The organism is Stenotrophomonas mori (assembly GCF_023556335.1).
Classification (GTDB): domain Bacteria; phylum Pseudomonadota; class Gammaproteobacteria; order Xanthomonadales; family Xanthomonadaceae; genus Stenotrophomonas; species Stenotrophomonas mori.
This window is the reverse complement of record NZ_JAIKTS010000005.1, coordinates 100,505-118,811: the sequence shown is the minus strand read 5'-3', so window position 1 is coordinate 118,811 and position 18,307 is coordinate 100,505. Positions and strand designations below refer to the sequence as shown.

The window sequence follows — 18,307 nt, the reverse complement described above, 5'->3', positions numbered from 1 at the left end:
GCATAGCCGGCCCCCCCGTGACGGGAAAGCGTGCGGGCGTCCTCAGGCGGCGTGGGCGCGGGCCGTCGCCGAGGGCAGCCACACCAGGCTGCGGCCGGCATGGTCGAGCAGCCGCAGGCTGCCATCGGGATCCTCGGCCAGCGCGGTCAGACTCTCGACCCAGTCGCCGTCGTTGGCGTAGACCAGGCCGTCGCGCTCGACCAGTGCGGCGCGGTGGATGTGCCCGCAGACGATGCCGTCCAGACCGCGGCGGCGCACATCGTCCAGGCCGGCCTGGACGAAACGCTCGATATAGCGCTCGGCGGCCGTGCTGCGCCGCTTGAGGAACTCCGACAGCGACCAGTAGCGCAGGCCCAGCCGCCGACGCACGTCGTTGAGCAGCCGGTTGCCGGTGAGGATGCGGTAGTAGAGCCAGTCACCGAACCGTTCCTGCAGCCCGCCGAAGTGGGTGATGCCGTCGTAGTCGTCGCCATGCACCACCAGCAGCCGGCGGCCGTCCGCGGTGACGTGGATCGCCCGCCGCCGCACCTGCATCGCCGGCAGTACCAGCCCGCAGGTGCGCCGCAGCGGCGCGTCGTGGTTGCCGGGGATGTAGATGATCTCGGTGCCGCCGCGGCGCAGCGCATGCAGGGCCTCGATCACCTCGTTGTGCGCCGCGTGCCAAGTGGCGCGCGTACGCGAGAGCCACCACAGGTCGACGATGTCCCCGACCAGGTACAGCCGCTGGCAGCGCAGCGTGGACAGGAACCGCGCCAGCTCGGCGGCATGGCAGTGGCGCGCGCCCAGGTGGGTGTCGGAGAGGAACACCGCGCGCCGCAGCGGCAGCAGCGATGCCGGGGCGCTCATGCCAACGCTCCGGCGTCGCGCAGGTAGCGCTTGCGTTTCCTGGGCCGGACCGCCTGCAGGTCCACTTCGATCAGGCCGTCGATGGAGTCGCTGAAATCCGGGTCCACCCCGAATGCCAGGAAACGCGCGCCGCCCGGCTCGCACAGGTCGGTGTACTGGCGGTAGAGCGTCGGCACCCCGCTGCCCAGCACCGCCAGGTTGGCCTTGAGCAGCTCGAATGCGGCCTCGGCGTCCAGGTCGCCGAAGCACGGCGGCGCGGCGAAATACTGGAACGGCCGGTTGGATTCGGCCAGCCCCTGGCCGCCGCCGTAGTAGCGCTGGTAGTAGGCCACCAGCTGCTCGCGGGCCTCGCGCGGCAGCGCCGCACTGATCGACACCGCACCGAACAGGTAGCGGATGCCCGGCTGGCAGCGCAGGTAGGCACCGATGCCCTGCCACAGGTAGTCCAGGCTGCGGCTGCCCCAGTAGTCCGGCACCACGAAGCTGCGGCCCAGTTCCAGGCCTTCGGCGATGCGGGTGACGGCATCGTCGGAGTAGCGGAACAGCGCCGCGGTGTAGAGCCCGGCCAGCCCCTGCCGCGCCAGTGCCTGGGCGCCGCGCATGATCCGGTAGGCGCCGGCGATGCGCTGTGCGGCCGCGTCCCAGACCACGATGTGCTGGTAGAGCGGATCGAAATCGTCCAGGTCGCGGCTGCGGCCGGTGCCCTCGCCGACCTGGCGGAAGGTCAGCTCGCGCAGCCGCCCCAGCTCCAGCAGCAGCGGCGAACCGGCGGCGCAGCGCGCCAGCCGGATCTGCTTGCCGTCGCCGGTCTCCCCGAGCAGGTCGGCGGCCGCGATCTCGGCCGCCACCTGCGCCGCCGCGACCGGCGCGGCCAGCGGCGCCGGTCCGCGGTCCACGGCATCGGCCCGCGCGGCCTCGCGGCCCAGCGCGTACAGCGCGCGCCGGACCTCCGCCAGCTGCAACGCCGGATCCAGCCCCGGTTCCAGGCACATCGCCTGCCCCACCTGCAGCCGCAACGGCCGCCCGCGGCGGGCGAACATCTCGCGCGCCAGCAGGGCGGTGCCGGCCGGCTTGAACAGGGTCGATGCGCCGTAGAACAGCGCCGAATTGCGCGCCTGCACCCGCACCGGCAGCACCGGCGCCCGGGTGGCGTGGGCGAAGCGGACGAAGCCGCGGTTCCAGCGCCCGTCGCGGATGCCGCGCAGCGACAGCCGCGAGACCTCGCCGGCCGGGAACACGATCACGCACTGCTCGGCGGCCAGCGCCTGCTCCACCGCCGCCAGACTGGCGCGCTGCGCGCGGCCGCCCAGGATCCGCACCGGCAGCAGCAGCTCGCGCAGTGGCTCCAGGCCGGCCAACAGGTCGTTGGCGACGATCCGTACGTCACTGCGCACCCGCCCCACCGCATCCAGCAGCGCCAGGGCGTCCAGCGCGCCGGAGGGATGGTTGGCGACGACCAGCAGCCGCCCGCGGGCGGGGATCCGTGCCAGCGCCGCCGGCGCCAGCGCATAGTCCGCCTCCAGGAACGCCAGCGCGGCCTGCACGAAGGCCAGCCCGCGCACCCCGGCGCTGCGCTCCAGGAAGGTCTCGATGCGGTCGAACCGCGACCAGCGCCGCACCGTGCGCAGCAACGGCCGCGCTACCTGCCCGCGCGGCCCCTGGAACCACGCGGGGTAACGCTGCTGCAGGCGATGCTCGATCTGGTGCATGACGATCTCCGACGGCCCGGTTGGCCGGCAGCCTCGCCCCTGCAGGCGGCAGTACGGTTGCGCTTTTGCGGCAGTCCGGTGACAGCCGCCCCGGGCGCGCCACCGGCAGCGGCGCCGGCGGCCCGCGGCAGCGCCGCCAGGCCCGCCACGGTCCCGTATCCGCCACCCTGCAACGCCCCGCCGGCGCCGCCGCGACGGCGTCCGGCTGCAACCCGCAGGCCGCCGCGATGCCTGCTGCCAGCTGTATTAACCGTAGGGAAACACGCGCCGCTGCACTATTCTGGCCTCGTCCGCGCGTGTATCATGCGCGGCTATCTTTTCATCCGCATACAGGGATACAAGCTCATGTCCAGCTATCTCTTCACTTCCGAGTCGGTCTCCGAAGGCCATCCGGACAAGATCGCCGACCAGATTTCCGATGCGGTGCTGGACGCGATTCTGACCCAGGACAAGCGCGCGCGCGTCGCCTGCGAAACCCTGGTCAAGACCGGCGCCGCCATCGTCGCCGGCGAAGTCACCACCTCGGCGTGGGTCGACATCGAAGAGCTGACCCGCAACGTGATCAACGCGATCGGCTACGACAACTCCAACGTCGGTTTCGACGGCCACACCTGCGCCATCATCAACATGCTCGGCAAGCAGTCGCCGGACATCGCCGCCGGCGTCGACGGCACCGGCAAGAAGGCCAAGAAGCCCGAAGAGCAGGGTGCGGGCGACCAGGGCCTGATGTTCGGCTATGCCTGCAACGAAGCCCCGGAGTTCATGCCGGCGCCGATCTACTACTCGCACCGTTTGGTCGAGCAGCAGGCCAAGGTGCGCAAGAAGCGCAACTCGCCGCTGCCCTGGCTGCGCCCGGACGCCAAGAGCCAGGTCACCCTGCGCTACGGCAACGACGGCCGCATCGAAGGCCTGGACGCGGTGGTGCTGTCGACCCAGCACGACCCGGGCGTGAAGCAGAAGGACCTGATCGAGGCCGTGCGCGAGCACATCCTCAAGCCGGTGCTGCCCAAGGCATGGCTGGATTCGCTGCCGAAGAACAAGGTGCACATCAACCCGACCGGCATCTTCGTGATCGGCGGCCCGGTGGGCGACTGCGGCCTGACCGGCCGCAAGATCATCGTCGACACCTACGGCGGCATGGCCCGCCATGGTGGCGGCGCGTTCTCCGGCAAGGACCCGTCCAAGGTCGACCGCTCGGCCGCCTACGCCGCGCGCTACGTCGCCAAGAACGTGGTTGCCGCCGGCCTGGCCGACAAGTGCGAAGTGCAGGTCTCCTACGCCATCGGCGTGGCCGAGCCGACCTCGATCTCGGTCACCACCTTCGGCACCGGCAGGATCCCGGACGCGCAGATCGAGAAGCTGATCCGCGCCCACTTCGACCTGCGCCCGTACGGCATCATCAAGATGCTCGACCTGATCCACCCGATGTACCAGCAGACCGCGGCCTACGGCCACTTCGGCCGCAAGCCGAAGGCGTTCTCGTACGTCGACGGCGAGGGCAGGACCCAGAACGCCACCGCGTTCTCCTGGGAGCAGACCGACCGCGCCGACGCCCTGCGCAAGGCCGCCAAGCTCAAGTAAGCCGGCAGCGCATCGCGTGACCGGAAAGGCCGCCCGTACGGGCGGCCTTTCCGTTTGTGCGCGCGCCTGCACCCCGCATTCGCTTCCCGGTAGCGCGGGGCCACGTCCCGCTGCGGCCTTCCCGGGGAAGCCCCGCCGGGCGCTGCCCGGCGCTACATTCCCTCCCCCTGTGGAGCGGGGCCACGCCCCGCTGGCGCTTTCCCGCCCCCCCCTGCCCGGCGCTGCGGAACGCACGGATCCAGGCATCGTCGGCTACCGCCCTCCGCGGCACTGGGGTAGCCTGCGGCTCCCCCCCGCCGCGGTAGCCGCCATGTCCATCACGCCCACGCCCCACCAGTTGTCGATGACCGTGCTGATGACGCCGGAGATGGCCAACTTCTCCGGCAAGGTCCACGGCGGCGCGGTGCTGCGCCTGCTCGACCAGGTGGCGTATGCCTGCGCCAGCCGCTATGCCGGCAACTATGTGGTCACGCTGTCGGTGGACCAGGTGACGTTCCGCCAGCCGATCGCCGTGGGCGAGCTGGTCACGTTCCTGGCCTCGGTGAACTACACCGGCACCTCGTCGATGGAGGTCGGCATCAAGGTCGTGGCCGAGGACATCCGCAAGGGTGCCGTACGCCACGCCAACAGCTGCTTCTTCACCATGGTCGCGGTGGACGAGGAGGGCCGGCCCACGCCGGTGCCGCCGCTGCAACCGCAGGATGGCGACGAAAAACGCCGGTTCGCGGCCGCACGCATCCGCCGCCAGCTGCGCCAGGAGATGGAGCAGCGGCACCTGGAACTGCAGGCTTCCAGTCCATCGTCATGACCCCGGCCGGCACCGCCCGCCGGGGCCGCCGCCTCAGCCGGTGTTCTGCACGCCCTGCGAGACGCCGTTGACGCAGGCCACCAGTGCCCGCAGCAGGCCGTCGTCCTGGCGGTCGCTGGCGCGCCAGCGCTGCAGCAGGTCCACCTGCAGGGTGCTGATCGGGTCGATGTAGGGATTGCGCAGGCGGATGGACAGCGCCAGCCGCGGATCATGCTCCAGCAACTCCTGCTGGCCGCTCAGGCGCTTGACCCAGTGGGCGGTCAGCAGCAGCTCGTCGCGGATCTGCGGGAAGAAGTGCGCGTGCAGCGGTCCGGCCAGGCGCGAGAACTGTTCGGCGATGTGCAGGTCGCCCTTGCTCAGCACCATCGCCATGTCGTCGAGGAAGGTGGCGAAGAACGGCCAGTCGTGCGCCATCTCGCGCAGCGTGTCCTCGTGCCCCGCATCGACCGCCGCCTGCAGGCCGCTGCCGACGCCGAACCAGCCCGGGATCACCGCGCGCGCCTGGCTCCAGGCGAACACCCACGGAATCGCGCGCAAGTTGGACAGCGCCGCATCCTCGCCAAGCCGCCGCGACGGCCGCGAACCCAGGGTCATGCGCTCGATCACGTCGATCGGCGTGGCATTGCGGAAATACTCCATGAACCGCGGATCGCCGACGAAGGCGCGGTAGCGCTGCGTGCTCTCCGCGGCCACCACGTCCATCACCGGCGTCCAGCGCTGCTCGCGCGGCTCGGCCGCGCGCGGACGCAGGCTGGCGCGCAGCACCGCGCCGGCCGCCTGCTCCAGCGAGCGCAGCGCCAGCGCGCGGATGCCGTACTTGCGGTGGATGACCTCGCCCTGCTCGGTCACCCGCAGGCGGCCGTCGATGCTGCCGCGCGGCGAGGCGTCCACCGCGTGCGTGGTCTTGGTCCCGCCGCGGCTGATCGAACCGCCGCGACCGTGGAAGAAGGTCAGCCGCACACCCTGCGCGGCGGCGGCGTCGAGCAGCGCCACCTGGGCCTGCTGCAGGCCCCAGCGCGAAGCGGCGATGCCGCCGTCCTTGCCGCTGTCCGAATAACCCAGCATCACCATCTGCATGTCGCCGCGCGCGGCCAGGTGGGCCCGGTACACCGGATCGGCCAGCAGATCGCACAGGGTCGCGGTACCGTGCTGCAGGTCCTCCACCGTCTCGAACAGCGGCGCGATGTCCAGCGGCACCGCGCCCTGCGCGTCGACCAGCCCGCCGCGCCGGGCCAGCGCCAGCACCGCGAGCACGTCGCCGCGGTCGTGCGCCATCGAGATGATGTAGCTGCCCAGCGCATCGGCGCCATGCCGGCGGTGGGCATCGGCGAGCGCGGCGAAGACCTTGTCCAGGCGCTGCCCGGCGTCATCGTCGCCGGCGGGCAGGACGCTCTCACCGGCGGCGTACGGCGCCAGCAGCCGGGCCCGCGCGGCCGCGTCGAGCGCGTCGAAGGCCGCCTGCCCGCCCAGCACCTCGGCCAGCGCGCGTGCATGCACGCTGGACTCCTGGCGCACGTCCAGCCGTGCCAGGTGGAAGCCGAAGCTGCGCACCCGCCACAGCAGGCGGCGCACCGAGAACCACCCGGCATGCCGGCCCTTGTTGGCGGCCAGGCTGTCCAGGATCAACTGCACGTCCTCGATCAGCTCCTGCGGCGACGCATACGCGCCGGCGGCATCCTCGCGGGTGGCCTGCAGGCGCGCGCGCATGCGGTCGTTGAGCAGCCGGTAGGGCATCTCGGCGTGGCGGGGGCGCGACTGCACCTCCGGCAGCAGGGCCTGGTACTCGGCGACCCGCGCGCGCACCGCCTCGCTGACCTCCACCAGCTCGGTGGACTGGCTGAGCAGGCTGGCAAGCTTGAGCAGGTCCTGCAGGTACAGTTCCAGCACCGCATCGCGCTGCGCGTTGAGGGTGGCGGTGATGGTCGCCGCATCGACGTTGGGGTTGCCGTCCATGTCGCCGCCGACCCAGGTGCCGAAGCGCACCAGCCGCGGCAGCGGCAGCGCGCGTCCCCAGGTGTCCAGCAGCGCCTGTTCCAGCGATTCGTAGAGCACCGGCATCACCCGGTACAGCACGCGGGTCAGGTAGAAGCCGACATGCTCGCGCTCGTCCTCCACGCTCGGCCGCACCGGGGTGAAGTCGGCGGTCTGCCAGGACGCGGTCAACGCCATGCGCAGCCGCGCCGTATCCGCGGCGCGCTCGCCCGGCGTGCGCTGGCCATCCAGGTCGTCCACCAGGCTAGCCACCATCAGCTGCTCCTTCTCCAGCAGCGCGCGGCGCACGGCCTCGGTGGGGTGCGCGGTGAACACCGGCTCGATGTCGATGCGCGGCAGCCAGTCCGCCAGCTCCTCCAGCGTGACGCCCTGCGCCTTGAGCTGTTGCAGCGCATCCTGCAGGCCTTCCGGCTGCGGGCGCTTGGTGCCGGCACGCTGGTAGTCGCGGCGACGGCGGATGCGGTGCACGCGCTCGGCGATGTTCACCACGTGGAAATAGGTGCTGAATGCCCGCACCAGCGCCTCGGCCTGGCGCGGCGTGCGCCCGGCCAGCTGCGTGCTGAGGGTGGACAGGGGCTCCTGGGCCTGGCGCCGCGCGATCGCCGCGGTACGCACCTGTTCCACCTCATCGAGGAACGCGGGGGAAACCTGTTCGGACAGAAGATCGCCGACCATCGCACCGAGGCGACGCACATCGTCGCGCAGGGGCAGGTCGGGCGTGGCGAAGACGGCGCTGCTGCGGTACTCGTTCATCCAGGAAGCGGAACCTCGGGAGCGGAAAGTCCCCAAGCCTAACCGATAAGCCCGGCGTATTTTTGCAGTGCACCAATGCGCGATTGGTTGCATCTGCACCTTGTCCACCCCCTGTCCGCGCGGACACCCGCGCCGCCTGCAGACACCTCCGCCCGGGTCATGCCGTGGCCTGGACCGAGCGCCCGCGCGGCACCGCCAATGCCACGCCGGGCACGGCCCGGCGCTACAGAGCCGCGAGGTCTTCCCGCCCGTAGAGCGGGGCCACGCCCCGCTGAAGCATTGCCGGGCCAGGCCCCGCCGGGCACGGCCCGGCGCTACAGAGCCGCGGGGTCTTCCCGCCTGTAGAGCGGGGCCGCGCCCCGCTGGGGCGTTACCCTCCGGGCCGCGCGGCAGGCGCCGGCGCGGCCCGGCTCGACCTCAGCGGCGCTTGCGTTCGGTCGGCGCTCCCAGCCAGCGGTCCAGCCAGTCTTCGCTCTCGGCCAGCATGGTCATGATCGATTCGCGCGCGCGGTAGGCGTGCGATTCGTTGGGCAGCATCACCAGCCGCGCGGTGCCGCCCAGGCCCTTGACCGCGGCGAACATGCGCTCGCTCTGGATCGGGAAGGTCCCGGAATTGTTGTCGTCCGCGCCATGGATGAACAGGATCGGGTCCTTGATGTCACCGGCATGGTTGAACGGCGACATCGCCAGGTAGGTGGCCTGGGCCTGCCAGTAGTTGCGTTCCTCGGCCTGGAAGCCGAACGGGGTCAACGTGCGGTTGTAGGCGCCCGAGCGCGCGATGCCGGCCTTGAACAGGCGGGTGTGCGCGAGCAGGTTGGCGGTCATGAACGCGCCATAGGAGTGTCCACCCACGGCGATGCGGTCGCGGTCGGCCACGCCACGGCGCACCACCTCGTCCACCGCGGCCCTGGCACTGGCCACCAGCTGCGGGATGTAGGTGTCGTTGGGCTCGGTGTCGCCTTCGCCGACGATCGGCATGGTCGGGCGGCTCAGCACCACGTAACCCCGCGCCAGGAACGCTTCCGGCCCCCAGTAGCCGACCGCGTTGAAGCGGTAGGGCGAGCCGGTCACCTGGCTGGCGTCGTCGGCCGACTTGAACTCGGCCGGGTAGGCCCACAGCAGGGTCGGCCGCGGGCCGTCCTTCTTCGGGTCGTAGCCGGACGGCAGCAGCAGGTCGGCGGTGAGCGCGACGCCGTCCTCGCGCGTGTAGCGGATCTGCTCCTTGCGCACGCCGCGCAGCTGCGGCAGCGGATGCGGCGTGTCGGTCAGCGCCCGCGCCGGCGCATCACCGTCCAGCGCGCGGACGTACAGGTCCGACGGCGTGTCGTTGGATTCGCGGCTGAACAGCAACCGCGGCGCCGGGCCGTCGGTCACCGCGACCGGCACCTCGTAGTACGGCGCCTGTGAATGGAACAGGCGCTGGCTGCGGCCGTCCTCCAGCGCGACGCGGTCCAGGAACGGGCGGTCGCCCTCGGCGGAGGCGCCGTCGCCGACCCGGTAGTAGCTGCGCCCGTCGGCGGTGAACTGCAGCCGTGCACGGCCCTTGTCGTCGAGCTGCAGCAGCGGCTGTCCCGGATCGCCATAGCGGTCGTCGGCGGAACGTTCGGACACCAGCTGCGCCGCCTGTTCCGGATGGTCCGGGGCGATCCGCCACTCCTTCACCTGGCGGGTCTTCCACCAGTACTCGCGCAGCAGCGCGACATCGCCGCGGCCCCAGGTGATGCCGCTGTAGCGCGACTGCAGCCGCGCCAGGGTCAGCGGCGGCCGGTCGAACGGTGCCGCCTGCACCATGACCGCGTCGCGGATCGGGGCATCGCGCGACGGGTCGCCGCCATCCTGCGCTTCGGCCCAGACCAGGCTGGCCGGCGCATCGGCGCGCCAGCCGATCGAACGCACGCCGGTGGGCACGGCGTCGTTGCCGGTCGGCAGCCCTTCCACCAGCGGCAGCCGCGCCAGCGCATGCACCAGCGCCCCGTCCGCGTCGAGCACCTCGATGCGGCGCGGAAAACGGCTGACCGGCACCGCGTAGGAGAACGGCCGTTCGACCCGTTGGCTGAGCAGGTAGGCGCCGTCGGGCGAGAAGGACAGCCCCAGGTAGATGCCGGCCGGGCCCAGCGGCCGGGCCTGGCCATTGATCGCCACCCGCGCCGGCTGCGCCTGCAGGTAGTACTCGAACAGGCGGGCATCGTGTTCGTTCTTCAGCAGGTCCTGATAGGTGCGCACCGCGCGCACGCCCTGCCCCGCCTCGGTCTGCTGCACCGCCGGCCCGGCCGGAATGCCGTCGTCCACCGGCGCGTCCGGCTGCCCGGCGGGCCGCTGCATCACCAGCAGTCCGGCGCTGTCCGGCAGCCAGGCGTAGCCCTTGCCGAGCACGCTGTTCAGCCGTTCGGCGATGCGCCGTGCACTGCCGGCCGCGACGTCCACCAGCCACAGCTCGTTGTGGCCGCTGGCCGGATCGAGCTGGTTGAAGGCCAGGTAGCGCTGGTCCGGCGACCAGGCCATCGAGGCGACCGACAGCGGCTGCGGCAGGCCGTCGATCGGGCGCTTGGCGCCTTCGGCGGTGTCGATCAGCCACAACGCGCTGCCGAAGGAGAAGCGGCTGTCGGAGAAGGTCTTCGGGTTGATGCGCAGGCCGGCCAGCTTCAGCTCCGGCTGCGCCACCTGGGCGATGGACGGCAACGGCGGGGTCTGCAGCACCGCCGCCAGGTCACGGCGCGGCGACAGCAGCAGCGTCGGTGCGCGTGGCGCATCCACCACCGCCTGCAGCGCGGCCGATGGCAGGCGGTAGCCCTGCGCCTGCTGGCCGGCGGTGTCCGGCGGGGCCGCCAACAGGGCCGGTGGCGCCAGCAGCAGGCCGGCACACAGAGCCAGCAGCGCCGGCGCCCGGCGGATACGGCGGGAAGCCCTCATCGTCATGGAAATCCTCTCGAACGGAAAACGGAACAACGGCCCACGGTACCAATCCGGGCCGCACGATTCCCCTGCCGTTGGTTGGGACGGCGGCGGCACGCGATATAATCGGCGGCCCGACCGAGGGGCGCTGCGACCAGCGCGCGGAGACCTTCCCCCAGCCCGCACCCGCACGGTGCGCAGCGGCGGGAACCACCCGCGCATGGCCAGGCTCGGACGGCCCCGCATGCAACAACGGCGCCCGGCGAACGCGAGCCTGCTCGCATACCACCGGAGCCTTACATGAACGCTGTTGCCAAGACCTTCTCCACCGAAGGCGACTACAAGATCCGCGACATCACCCTGGCCGACTGGGGCCGCAAGGAACTGGACATCGCCGAGCACGAGATGCCGGGGCTGATGTCGATCCGCCGCAAGTACCAGGCCGAGCTGCCGCTGCAGGGCGTGCGCGTGACCGGCTCGCTGCACATGACCATCCAGACCGCGGTGCTGATCGAGACCCTGAAGGACATCGGTGCCGACGTGCGCTGGGCCTCGTGCAACATCTTCTCCACGCAGGACCACGCCGCGGCCGCGATCGCCGCCACCGGCACCCCGGTGTTCGCGTGGAAGGGCGAGACGCTGGAGGAGTACTGGGACTGCACCCTGGACGCGCTGACCTTCACCCTGGCCGACGGCACCCTGGCCGGACCGGAGCTGGTGGTCGACGACGGTGGCGACGTGACCCTGCTGATCCACAAGGGCTACGAGCTGGAGAACGGCAGCGACTGGGTCGACACCGCCTCCTCCTCGCACGAGGAACAGGTCATCAAGAACCTGCTCAAGCGCGTGGCCAAGGAGCGCCCGGGCTACTGGGGCCGCGTGGTCAAGGACTGGAAGGGCGTCTCCGAGGAGACCACCACCGGCGTACACCGGCTGTACCAGCTGGCCCAGGCCGGCAGCCTGCTGGTGCCGGCGATCAACGTCAACGACTCGGTCACCAAGAGCAAGTTCGACAACCTGTACGGCTGCCGCGAATCGCTGGCCGACGGCCTGAAGCGGGCGATGGACGTGATGCTGGCCGGCAAGGTCGCCGTGGTCTGCGGCTACGGCGACGTCGGCAAGGGCTGCGCGGCCTCGCTGCGCGCCTACGGCGCACGGGTGATCGTCACCGAGATCGACCCGATCTGCGCGCTGCAGGCGGCGATGGAAGGCTTCGAGGTCGACACCCTCGAATCCACCCTGGGCCGCGCCGACCTGTACGTCACCACCACCGGCAACAAGGACATCATCCGCATCGAGCACCTGAGCGCGATGAAGGACCAGGCCATCGTCTGCAACATCGGCCACTTCGACAACGAGATCCAGGTCGACGCACTGGTGGCGTTCCCGGGCGTGCAGCACGTGAACATCAAGCCGCAGGTGGACAAGTACGTCTTCCCGGCTTCTGATGGAAGTGCTGGCAACGCGATCTTCCTGCTGGCCGAAGGCCGCCTGGTGAACCTGGGCTGCGCCACCGGCCACCCGAGCTTCGTGATGTCCAACTCGTTCGCCAACCAGACCCTGGCGCAGATCGACCTGTGGGCGAACAAGGACCGCTACGCCAAGCAGGTCTACCTGCTGCCGAAGAAGCTGGACGAGGAAGTGGCGCGCCTGCACCTGGAGAAGATCGGCGTGAAGCTGACCACCCTGACCCAGGAGCAGGCCGACTACATCGGCGTGCCGGTGGACGGCCCGTTCAAGCCGGACCACTACCGCTACTGACCGGCTCCGCGGACCGGGGGACGGCGGCCGCCGCGGCGGCCGTCCTTCCACGTCCGGCGGCGGCGGTTCCGTGATGCCCCTCCTCTGCAAGGAAGCCGCAGATGCGCGTCCTTTCCATCGACCTCGCCTACCGTCGGCACGCGGATATCGGCCTCGCCCTGCTCGATGGCCATGACACCCCGGCGACGGCCCGTTTCCCCACGCTCGCCCTGAAGGGCACCCCGGACCCCGACCACCTCGCCGACCACATCGCCGGACTCGCCGGCGATCTCGGCGCCGGCCTGCTGCTGATCGACGGCCCCCAGGGCTGGAAGTCGCCCGACAACGGCCTGGTCCACTCACGGCTCTGCGAACGGCGGCTCAACACGCCGGCCAAGACCGGGCTTCCCGGCAACGTGAAGCCCGCGAACTACGCACCGTTCGTGGCCTTCTCCATTGCGTTCTTCGACCGTCTCGAACAGCGGGGCTGGCCGCGGCTGCGCGACCCGGACAGCACCTCGGGCGTGGCGGTGGAGAGTTTTCCGTTCGCGGCATGGCGCACACTCGGGCTGCCCCCGCTGCCCGCCAAGACGAAGACGACCGCCCCGGTCCTGCGCGAGCGCCTGGACGCACTGCTTGCCATCTTTCCCACCCGGCTGCAGTCGATGCCCAACCATGACCAGCTGCAGGCGCTGGTCACCGGTTATGCGGGGCTGGCCATCGCCGCCGCGCACCGGCAGGGGGTCGAGCTGGTCGGCCAGGCGCCGTTCGCGCTGGATGGCCACATCCGCGAGGGTTTCATCGCCTGCCCGCTGCGGCCCGCACCCGCACTCGCATCCACATCCGCGCCGCGCGACACCGCGGCCATCACCGAGATCCCGCCGGAGCAGGTGCCCCTGGCCCTGTTGCTGCTGGCCGATCCATCGGAATCGAAGGTACGTGGCTACCTGCCCGGCGCCCGCTGCTTCGCGGCGCTGCACGGCGGGCAGGTCGCGGGGGTCTGCGCGGTCGTGCCGCTGACGCCCGGCGTCCATGAGCTGATGAACATCGCCGTCGATCCGGCGCGACAGCAGCACGGCCTCGGCACGCAGTTGCTGGTCCACGTGATCGATACGTACCGGCGCGAAGGCGCGGCGCGACTGGAGGTCGGCACCGGTGCCTTCGGCTACCAGCTGGCGTTCTACCAGCGGCACGGCTTCCGTGTATTCCAGGTCGACCGCGGCTTCTTCCTGCGCAACTACGACGGCCCGCTGATGGAGGACCGGATCCAGCACAAGGACATGCTGCGGCTGGCCATCGACTACCCGGCCACGGCCTGAACCGGCGCGCTCAGCGCCAGTTCGCGTTCGCCTCCCAGAACGCCACCGCGCGGCGGTAGGCCTCGCGGTCGATGGGCACGCCGGAACCGCCCTCCTCCACGCCCAGCGCATTGCGCATCATGGTGATCGGCGCCATCGGGATCTCGGCGGGCTCGGCGGTGTACAGGCAGCCGACCACGCCCCAGTCGGCCTCGATCGGCGCCCCTTCCCTGGCGAGCTGGGCGCGGCTGTAGAGGATGGCCACCAGGTAGTCGGCCACCGGCGGATCCACGCCTTCGAACCAGCGCACCAGCACCGGCAGTTCCTCGCGCGTGCGCGCCTCGTAGGCCGAACGCAGCAGGTGCCGGTTGTCCTCGGTGACCGGCATGGTCAGGCAGCGGGTGGAGGTCCAGTTGCGGTGCACGTGCAGCTTGCAGAACGGCGCATAGCCATCGAGCACCTGCTGCGGCGCATGCTCGTTGAGATAGCGCTCGAACTGTTCGGGCGTGCAGTCGCGGACCGTGTTCGGGCGCGGCGTGCGCGGGAACAGTCGGGTGCGGGCGAAGGGCGTGAGGACGATGGACATGGCCTGACCGGTCGGGAAACCCCGCCATTGTCGGCCATCGCGGCGCGGCGGGCATGCGCGTGCCCGCCGCCTCCCGCGTTACGTCGTGGAGCCGCGTGCGGCCTGCTCGATCGACGGCGTGCGCCAGCCCGAGTTCACGCCCCAGAGATAGAACACGAGGCCGATCGCGGCCACCACCACCAGGTCCCAGCCGTAGCTGAGGTAACCGCGGCCGCCGAACGTGCGGCTGCCCAGCCACGACACCAGCGCCAGCGTGGGCAGATAGCAGACCAGCCACCCCGCGCCCTTCAGCTGCCGGCCGAAGTCGTGCCACCCCGATTTTGCCTGGTAGTAGAAATAGACCGGCAACGCCACCAGCATCAGCAGGATGATCTGCCCGGTCAGCGGCCAGCGCGCCCAGTACAGCAGTTCGGTCGCCATCACGAAGGCCACGCCGGCCAGCACCGGCAGCGCCGCCACCCGCAGCGGGCGCTGCAGTTCCGGCGCGGTGCGCCGCAGCGACATCGCACTGACCGGACCGGTCATGTACGAGATCACCGTCGCCACCGAGATCACCGCCGCCAGCGTGCCCCAGCCACGGAAGAAGAACAGGAACAGGAAGGACACCGCCAGGTTCAGCCACATCGCCGGGCGCGGTACGCCCCAGCGCGCGTGCACCTGGCCGAAGATCGCCGGCGCGGTGCCGTTGCGCTGCATGCCGTAGATCATCCGCGCGGTGGTCGCGGTGTAGGTCATGCCGGTGCCGCTGGGGCTGACGAAGGCGTCGACATAGAGCAGCATCGCCAGCCAATGCAGGTTGGCGATCAGTGCCAGCTGCGCGAACGGCGAGCGGAAGTCGATGCCGTGCCAGCCGGCCTTCTCGAGCATCGCCGGCGGCACCGCTCCCAGGTAGGCCACCTGCAGCAGCACGTACACCACGGTGGCCAGCAGGATCGAACCGACCACCGCCATCGGGATGCTGCGCCCGGGGTCGCGCGCCTCGCCGGCCAGGTTCACCGGGCTCTGGAAGCCGTTGAAGCTGAAGACGATGCCGGCGGTGGCGATCGCGGTCAGGATCGCCGAGAAGTCCAGCACCGGGCTGTCGCCGCCGTGCAGGCCGACCGCGAAGTTGCCGGTATGGAAACCGCTGGCGATCAACGCCACCGCGGTCAGCGCCGGCACCACCAGCTTGAACACCGTGATGATGCTGTTGGACCGTGCGAACAGCTTCACGCTCCAGTAGTTGAGCAGGAAGTAGACCACTACCAGCGCCGCGGAGATCGTCAGCCCGGGCACGGTGAGTTCGCCGTGCCCGCCCGGCGCCTGCACGTACAGGTCCTGGGCCCACTGCCAGGGCCAGGACGCCATGTACTGCACCGAGGCCTCGGCTTCCACCGGGATCACCGACACGATCGCGATCCAGTTGGCCCAGGCCGCGATGAACCCCACCAGCGAGCCGTGGGAGTAGTGGCTGTAGCGGACCATGCCACCGGATTCGGGGAACATCGCCCCCAGTTCGGCATAGGTCAGGGCGATGGTGAGGATGATGGCCGCACCGAGCACCCAGGCCCAGATCGCTCCCGGCCCGGCCAGGCCCGCGGCGCGCCAGGCGCCGAACAGCCAGCCCGAGCCGATGATCGACCCCAGTCCGGTGAGCATCAGGGCGATGGGACCGACGTCGCGGCGGATGGCGCTGGGTGGATTCATGGGGGCTCCGGCTGGCGGCGTGCCCGGATCGACACGGCAACGAGGGTGGCAGCGGCCGGTCCGGCTGTCAGCCCAACCTATGGCACGCAGGGCCACGCCCAAGGCGTGGCAAGGATGCGACAGGCCGCATTTTCCGCCATGCCCTGTCACGTCACCGTGTTCATCGCGCCCCGCGCCTGCCACCGCTCCGGCACCGGGCCTGCCGGGCGGCCATGGCCGGACACGACGGAAGCGGCCTGCCCGGAATCATGTAAATACATCCATCTTGATGAAGAGATACAATGCGCGTCCCATCCTCCGCTCCTCCGCCATGACCGCGCTCAGCTTCGAGTTCTACCCGCCCAAGACCGACGATCAGCGCGCGCAGCTGGACCGCGCCGCGACCCGGCTCAAGGCGTATGCGCCCGACTACGTGTCATGCACGTTCGGCGCCGGTGGTTCGACCCTGAGCTACACCTCCGAGACCGTCCGCCACCTCAACCAGCACCACGGCCTGCCGGCCGCGCCGCACCTGTCGTGCGTCGGTGGCACCCGCGAGGAGATCCGCGAGCTGCTCAAGCTGTACCGCGCCATCGGCGTGAAGCGCATCGTCGCCCTGCGCGGCGACCTGCCCTCGGGCATGGGCTACCCGGGCGACCTGCGCTATGCCGCCGACCTGATCGCCTTCATCCGCGCCGAGCACGGCGACGCGTTCCGCATCGAGGCCGCCGCCTATCCGGAGACCCACCCGCAGGCCAGCGACGCGCTGTCGGACCTGCGCCACTTCAAGGCCAAGATCGACGCCGGCGCCGACGCCGCCATCACCCAGTACTTCTACAACCCCGACGCCTATTTCCACTTCGTCGACGCCGTGCGGCGCCTGGGCGTGGAGGTGCCGATCATCCCCGGGATCATGCCGATCTCCAATTTCAGCCAGCTGCGGCGGTTCTCCGAGCAGTGCGGCGCGGAGATCCCGCGCTGGATCGCCAAGCGCATGCAGGCCTATGCCGACGATGCCGACGCGGTGCGTGCATTCGGCGCCGACGTGGTCGCCGCGCTGTGCGAACGCCTGGTCGCCGGTGGCGCACCGGCGCTGCACTTCTACACCCTCAACCTCGCCCGGCCCACCCGTGCGGTGCTGCAGCGCCTCGGCCACGGGTGAGCCGCCGGCCGTGAACGCCGTCGGCGGTGTGCCGGCGCCCTCGCCTCACCCCGCTGCCGGCCACAGCGCACGGATCGCCGCCACGCCCTGCGCGCCATGCCCGCGCGCGGTCGCGATGTCGGCCGCCGCCAGCCCGCCGATGGCGTAGATCGGCAGCGACACCTGTTCGCGCAGCTGTTCGAAGGCCTCCCAGCCCAGTGCCGGCGCACCGGGGTGGCTCGCCGTGGGCCGCACCGGGCCGAGTACCGCGAAATCACAGCCGAGCCGCTGCGCCGCCTGCAGCTGCGCCAGGTCGTGGCACGACGCGGCGACCGGAACGCTGGCCGGCAGCGGACGCTGCTGCACCTGCTGCAATTGTTCGCTGCCCAGGTGCACGCCCACCCCCAGTTCGCGCGCCAGCGCGATGTCGCGGTTGAGCAGCAGCTCGGTGCTGCGGCCGAGCCGGGCGACCGCCATCCGCGCCAGCGCGGCGCGCTCGGCCGCCAGCGGGGTCCGCAGGTGCACCCGCCGGACCCCGCCGGCAACCGCCGTCGCCAGCTGTTCGAGCCAGGCCTCGGCACCGGCGACCGGCTCCGGCGTGACCAGGTAGCGGTCGGCCTGGCGCATCGCCGCGACCACCGGCAGGTCCGCCGGCGGCATCGAATAGCGGGCCAGCTTGTCCGGCGCCACCCAGGTGATCGCCTGCCCTTCGCGCCCGCGGGCGGTGCCGCTCCAGCGTTCCACCTTCCGCACCTCCAGCCGCAGCCGCTTATCCGGATACCGCTGCGGCACCTCCATCATCCAGTCGCCGATCTCCGCCTGGATGCCGAGCTCCTCGTGCAGTTCGCGGGCCAGCGCCTGTTCGGAGGTCTCGCCCGCCTCGCGCTTGCCTCCGGGAAACTCCCACAAGCCCGCCATGTCGCTGTTGCCGGTGCGGCGGTTGAGCAGGATGCGGCCGCGCGCGTCGGTGATGACGGCGGCCACGACGTGGATGGAGCGCAGGGAACAGGTCATGTGTCGAGCATGCCGAAAAGCCGGTGGCCGACGCAATCGTCCGCGTTCGTGCGTTCCCGGCACCGCGGTTCATCAAGAAGGCCCGGTCTGGGGCAAACCTCCTACCTGCGGCCATGCGGCGTGCCCGGGGACGCCCCGCGGGTGGCGACCAACGATCGGCACCCGCCGGGATCGTGCATGGAGAAGAGCCCCGAGCCAGGGGACGCGCCACGGCGCGAAGCGCGAACGGTCGAGCCGGTTCGAAGGGTGGGCCGCGTGCGGCGGGGCAAGGTGCGGGAGGAC

12 protein-coding genes are annotated in these 18,307 nt (G+C 71.0%); 5 read left to right on the top strand and 7 right to left on the bottom strand.

The window, feature by feature from the left end; all coding sequences use genetic code 11:
* Positions 1 to 42 precede the first annotated feature (42 nt).
* Both K5L01_RS13440 and olsF read right to left on the bottom strand, forming a co-directional pair.
* The gene (locus K5L01_RS13440; RefSeq protein ID WP_250065109.1) at positions 43 to 846 is read right to left on the bottom strand and encodes a UDP-2,3-diacylglucosamine diphosphatase; all 804 of its coding nucleotides are present in this window, start codon (positions 844 to 846) and stop codon (positions 43 to 45) included.
* Positions 843 to 2,555 (bottom strand): bifunctional ornithine lipid synthase OlsF, encoded by a 1,713-nt coding sequence (olsF, locus tag K5L01_RS13435; protein ID WP_250065108.1) that lies wholly within the window; start codon positions 2,553 to 2,555, stop codon positions 843 to 845. The genes K5L01_RS13440 and olsF overlap by 4 nt, the downstream gene beginning before the upstream one ends.
* A 345-nt stretch (positions 2,556 to 2,900) precedes the next feature.
* On the opposite strand from olsF, the gene metK reads away from it, so the two are divergent.
* Together metK and K5L01_RS13425 are read left to right on the top strand one after the other, a co-directional pair.
* Entirely contained in the window at positions 2,901 to 4,136 is a 1,236-nt protein-coding gene (gene metK, locus K5L01_RS13430) for a methionine adenosyltransferase (RefSeq protein WP_250065107.1), read from the top strand.
* A 310-nt stretch (positions 4,137 to 4,446) separates the two neighbouring features.
* Complete coding sequence (locus K5L01_RS13425; protein ID WP_250065106.1) at positions 4,447 to 4,944, top strand: acyl-CoA thioesterase; 498 nt, start codon at positions 4,447 to 4,449, stop codon at positions 4,942 to 4,944.
* A gap of 33 nt (positions 4,945 to 4,977) precedes the next feature.
* On the opposite strand, the gene ppc is transcribed toward K5L01_RS13425, so the two are convergent.
* Entirely contained in the window at positions 4,978 to 7,689 is a 2,712-nt protein-coding gene (ppc, locus tag K5L01_RS13420; protein ID WP_250065105.1) for a phosphoenolpyruvate carboxylase, read from the bottom strand.
* Between the two features lie 417 nt (positions 7,690 to 8,106).
* The gene (locus K5L01_RS13415; RefSeq protein WP_250065104.1) at positions 8,107 to 10,605 is read right to left on the bottom strand and encodes an alpha/beta hydrolase family protein; all 2,499 of its coding nucleotides are present in this window, start codon (positions 10,603 to 10,605) and stop codon (positions 8,107 to 8,109) included.
* Positions 10,606 to 10,881: 276 nt separating this feature from the next.
* On the opposite strand from K5L01_RS13415, the gene ahcY reads away from it, so the two are divergent.
* Positions 10,882 to 12,342: an adenosylhomocysteinase gene (ahcY, locus tag K5L01_RS13410; protein ID WP_250065103.1), complete on the top strand. Its 1,461-nt coding sequence runs from the start codon at positions 10,882 to 10,884 to the stop codon at positions 12,340 to 12,342.
* A gap of 101 nt (positions 12,343 to 12,443) precedes the next feature.
* On the top strand, positions 12,444 to 13,640 hold the full coding sequence (locus K5L01_RS13405) for a GNAT family N-acetyltransferase (RefSeq protein WP_250065102.1): 1,197 nt from the start codon (positions 12,444 to 12,446) through the stop codon (positions 13,638 to 13,640).
* 10 nt (positions 13,641 to 13,650) lie between these two features.
* On the opposite strand, the gene K5L01_RS13400 is transcribed toward K5L01_RS13405, so the two are convergent.
* Together K5L01_RS13400 and K5L01_RS13395 are read right to left on the bottom strand one after the other, a co-directional pair.
* Entirely contained in the window at positions 13,651 to 14,205 is a 555-nt protein-coding gene (locus K5L01_RS13400) for a DUF3228 family protein (RefSeq protein ID WP_250065101.1), read from the bottom strand.
* Between the two features lie 78 nt (positions 14,206 to 14,283).
* Positions 14,284 to 15,891: an APC family permease gene (locus tag K5L01_RS13395; protein WP_250065100.1), complete on the bottom strand. Its 1,608-nt coding sequence runs from the start codon at positions 15,889 to 15,891 to the stop codon at positions 14,284 to 14,286.
* A gap of 310 nt (positions 15,892 to 16,201) precedes the next feature.
* Here K5L01_RS13395 and metF point away from each other — a divergent pair, with 310 nt between their 5' ends.
* On the top strand, positions 16,202 to 17,032 hold the full coding sequence (gene metF, locus K5L01_RS13390; protein WP_250065216.1) for a methylenetetrahydrofolate reductase [NAD(P)H]: 831 nt from the start codon (positions 16,202 to 16,204) through the stop codon (positions 17,030 to 17,032).
* A 45-nt stretch (positions 17,033 to 17,077) separates the two neighbouring features.
* Here metF and K5L01_RS13385 read toward each other — a convergent pair whose 3' ends face one another.
* A complete protein-coding gene (locus K5L01_RS13385; protein WP_250065099.1) occupies positions 17,078 to 18,025 on the bottom strand; it encodes a Nudix family hydrolase in 948 nt (315 codons plus the stop codon).
* Positions 18,026 to 18,307 lie beyond the last annotated feature (282 nt).

What these genes read in the sequence shown, in the direction of transcription:
- K5L01_RS13440 (WP_250065109.1), bottom strand. Translation starts at nt 846, where the DNA reads ATGAGCGCCCCGGCATCGCTGCTGCCGCTGCGGCGCGCGGTGTTCCTC.
- olsF (WP_250065108.1), bottom strand. Translation starts at nt 2,555, where the DNA reads ATGCACCAGATCGAGCATCGCCTGCAGCAGCGTTACCCCGCGTGGTTC.
- metK (WP_250065107.1), top strand. Translation starts at nt 2,901, where the DNA reads ATGTCCAGCTATCTCTTCACTTCCGAGTCGGTCTCCGAAGGCCATCCG.
- K5L01_RS13425 (WP_250065106.1), top strand. Translation starts at nt 4,447, where the DNA reads ATGTCCATCACGCCCACGCCCCACCAGTTGTCGATGACCGTGCTGATG.
- ppc (WP_250065105.1), bottom strand. Translation starts at nt 7,689, where the DNA reads ATGAACGAGTACCGCAGCAGCGCCGTCTTCGCCACGCCCGACCTGCCC.
- K5L01_RS13415 (WP_250065104.1), bottom strand. Translation starts at nt 10,605, where the DNA reads ATGACGATGAGGGCTTCCCGCCGTATCCGCCGGGCGCCGGCGCTGCTG.
- ahcY (WP_250065103.1), top strand. Translation starts at nt 10,882, where the DNA reads ATGAACGCTGTTGCCAAGACCTTCTCCACCGAAGGCGACTACAAGATC.
- K5L01_RS13405 (WP_250065102.1), top strand. Translation starts at nt 12,444, where the DNA reads ATGCGCGTCCTTTCCATCGACCTCGCCTACCGTCGGCACGCGGATATC.
- K5L01_RS13400 (WP_250065101.1), bottom strand. Translation starts at nt 14,205, where the DNA reads ATGTCCATCGTCCTCACGCCCTTCGCCCGCACCCGACTGTTCCCGCGC.
- K5L01_RS13395 (WP_250065100.1), bottom strand. Translation starts at nt 15,891, where the DNA reads ATGAATCCACCCAGCGCCATCCGCCGCGACGTCGGTCCCATCGCCCTG.
- metF (WP_250065216.1), top strand. Translation starts at nt 16,202, where the DNA reads ATGACCGCGCTCAGCTTCGAGTTCTACCCGCCCAAGACCGACGATCAG.
- K5L01_RS13385 (WP_250065099.1), bottom strand. Translation starts at nt 18,025, where the DNA reads ATGACCTGTTCCCTGCGCTCCATCCACGTCGTGGCCGCCGTCATCACC.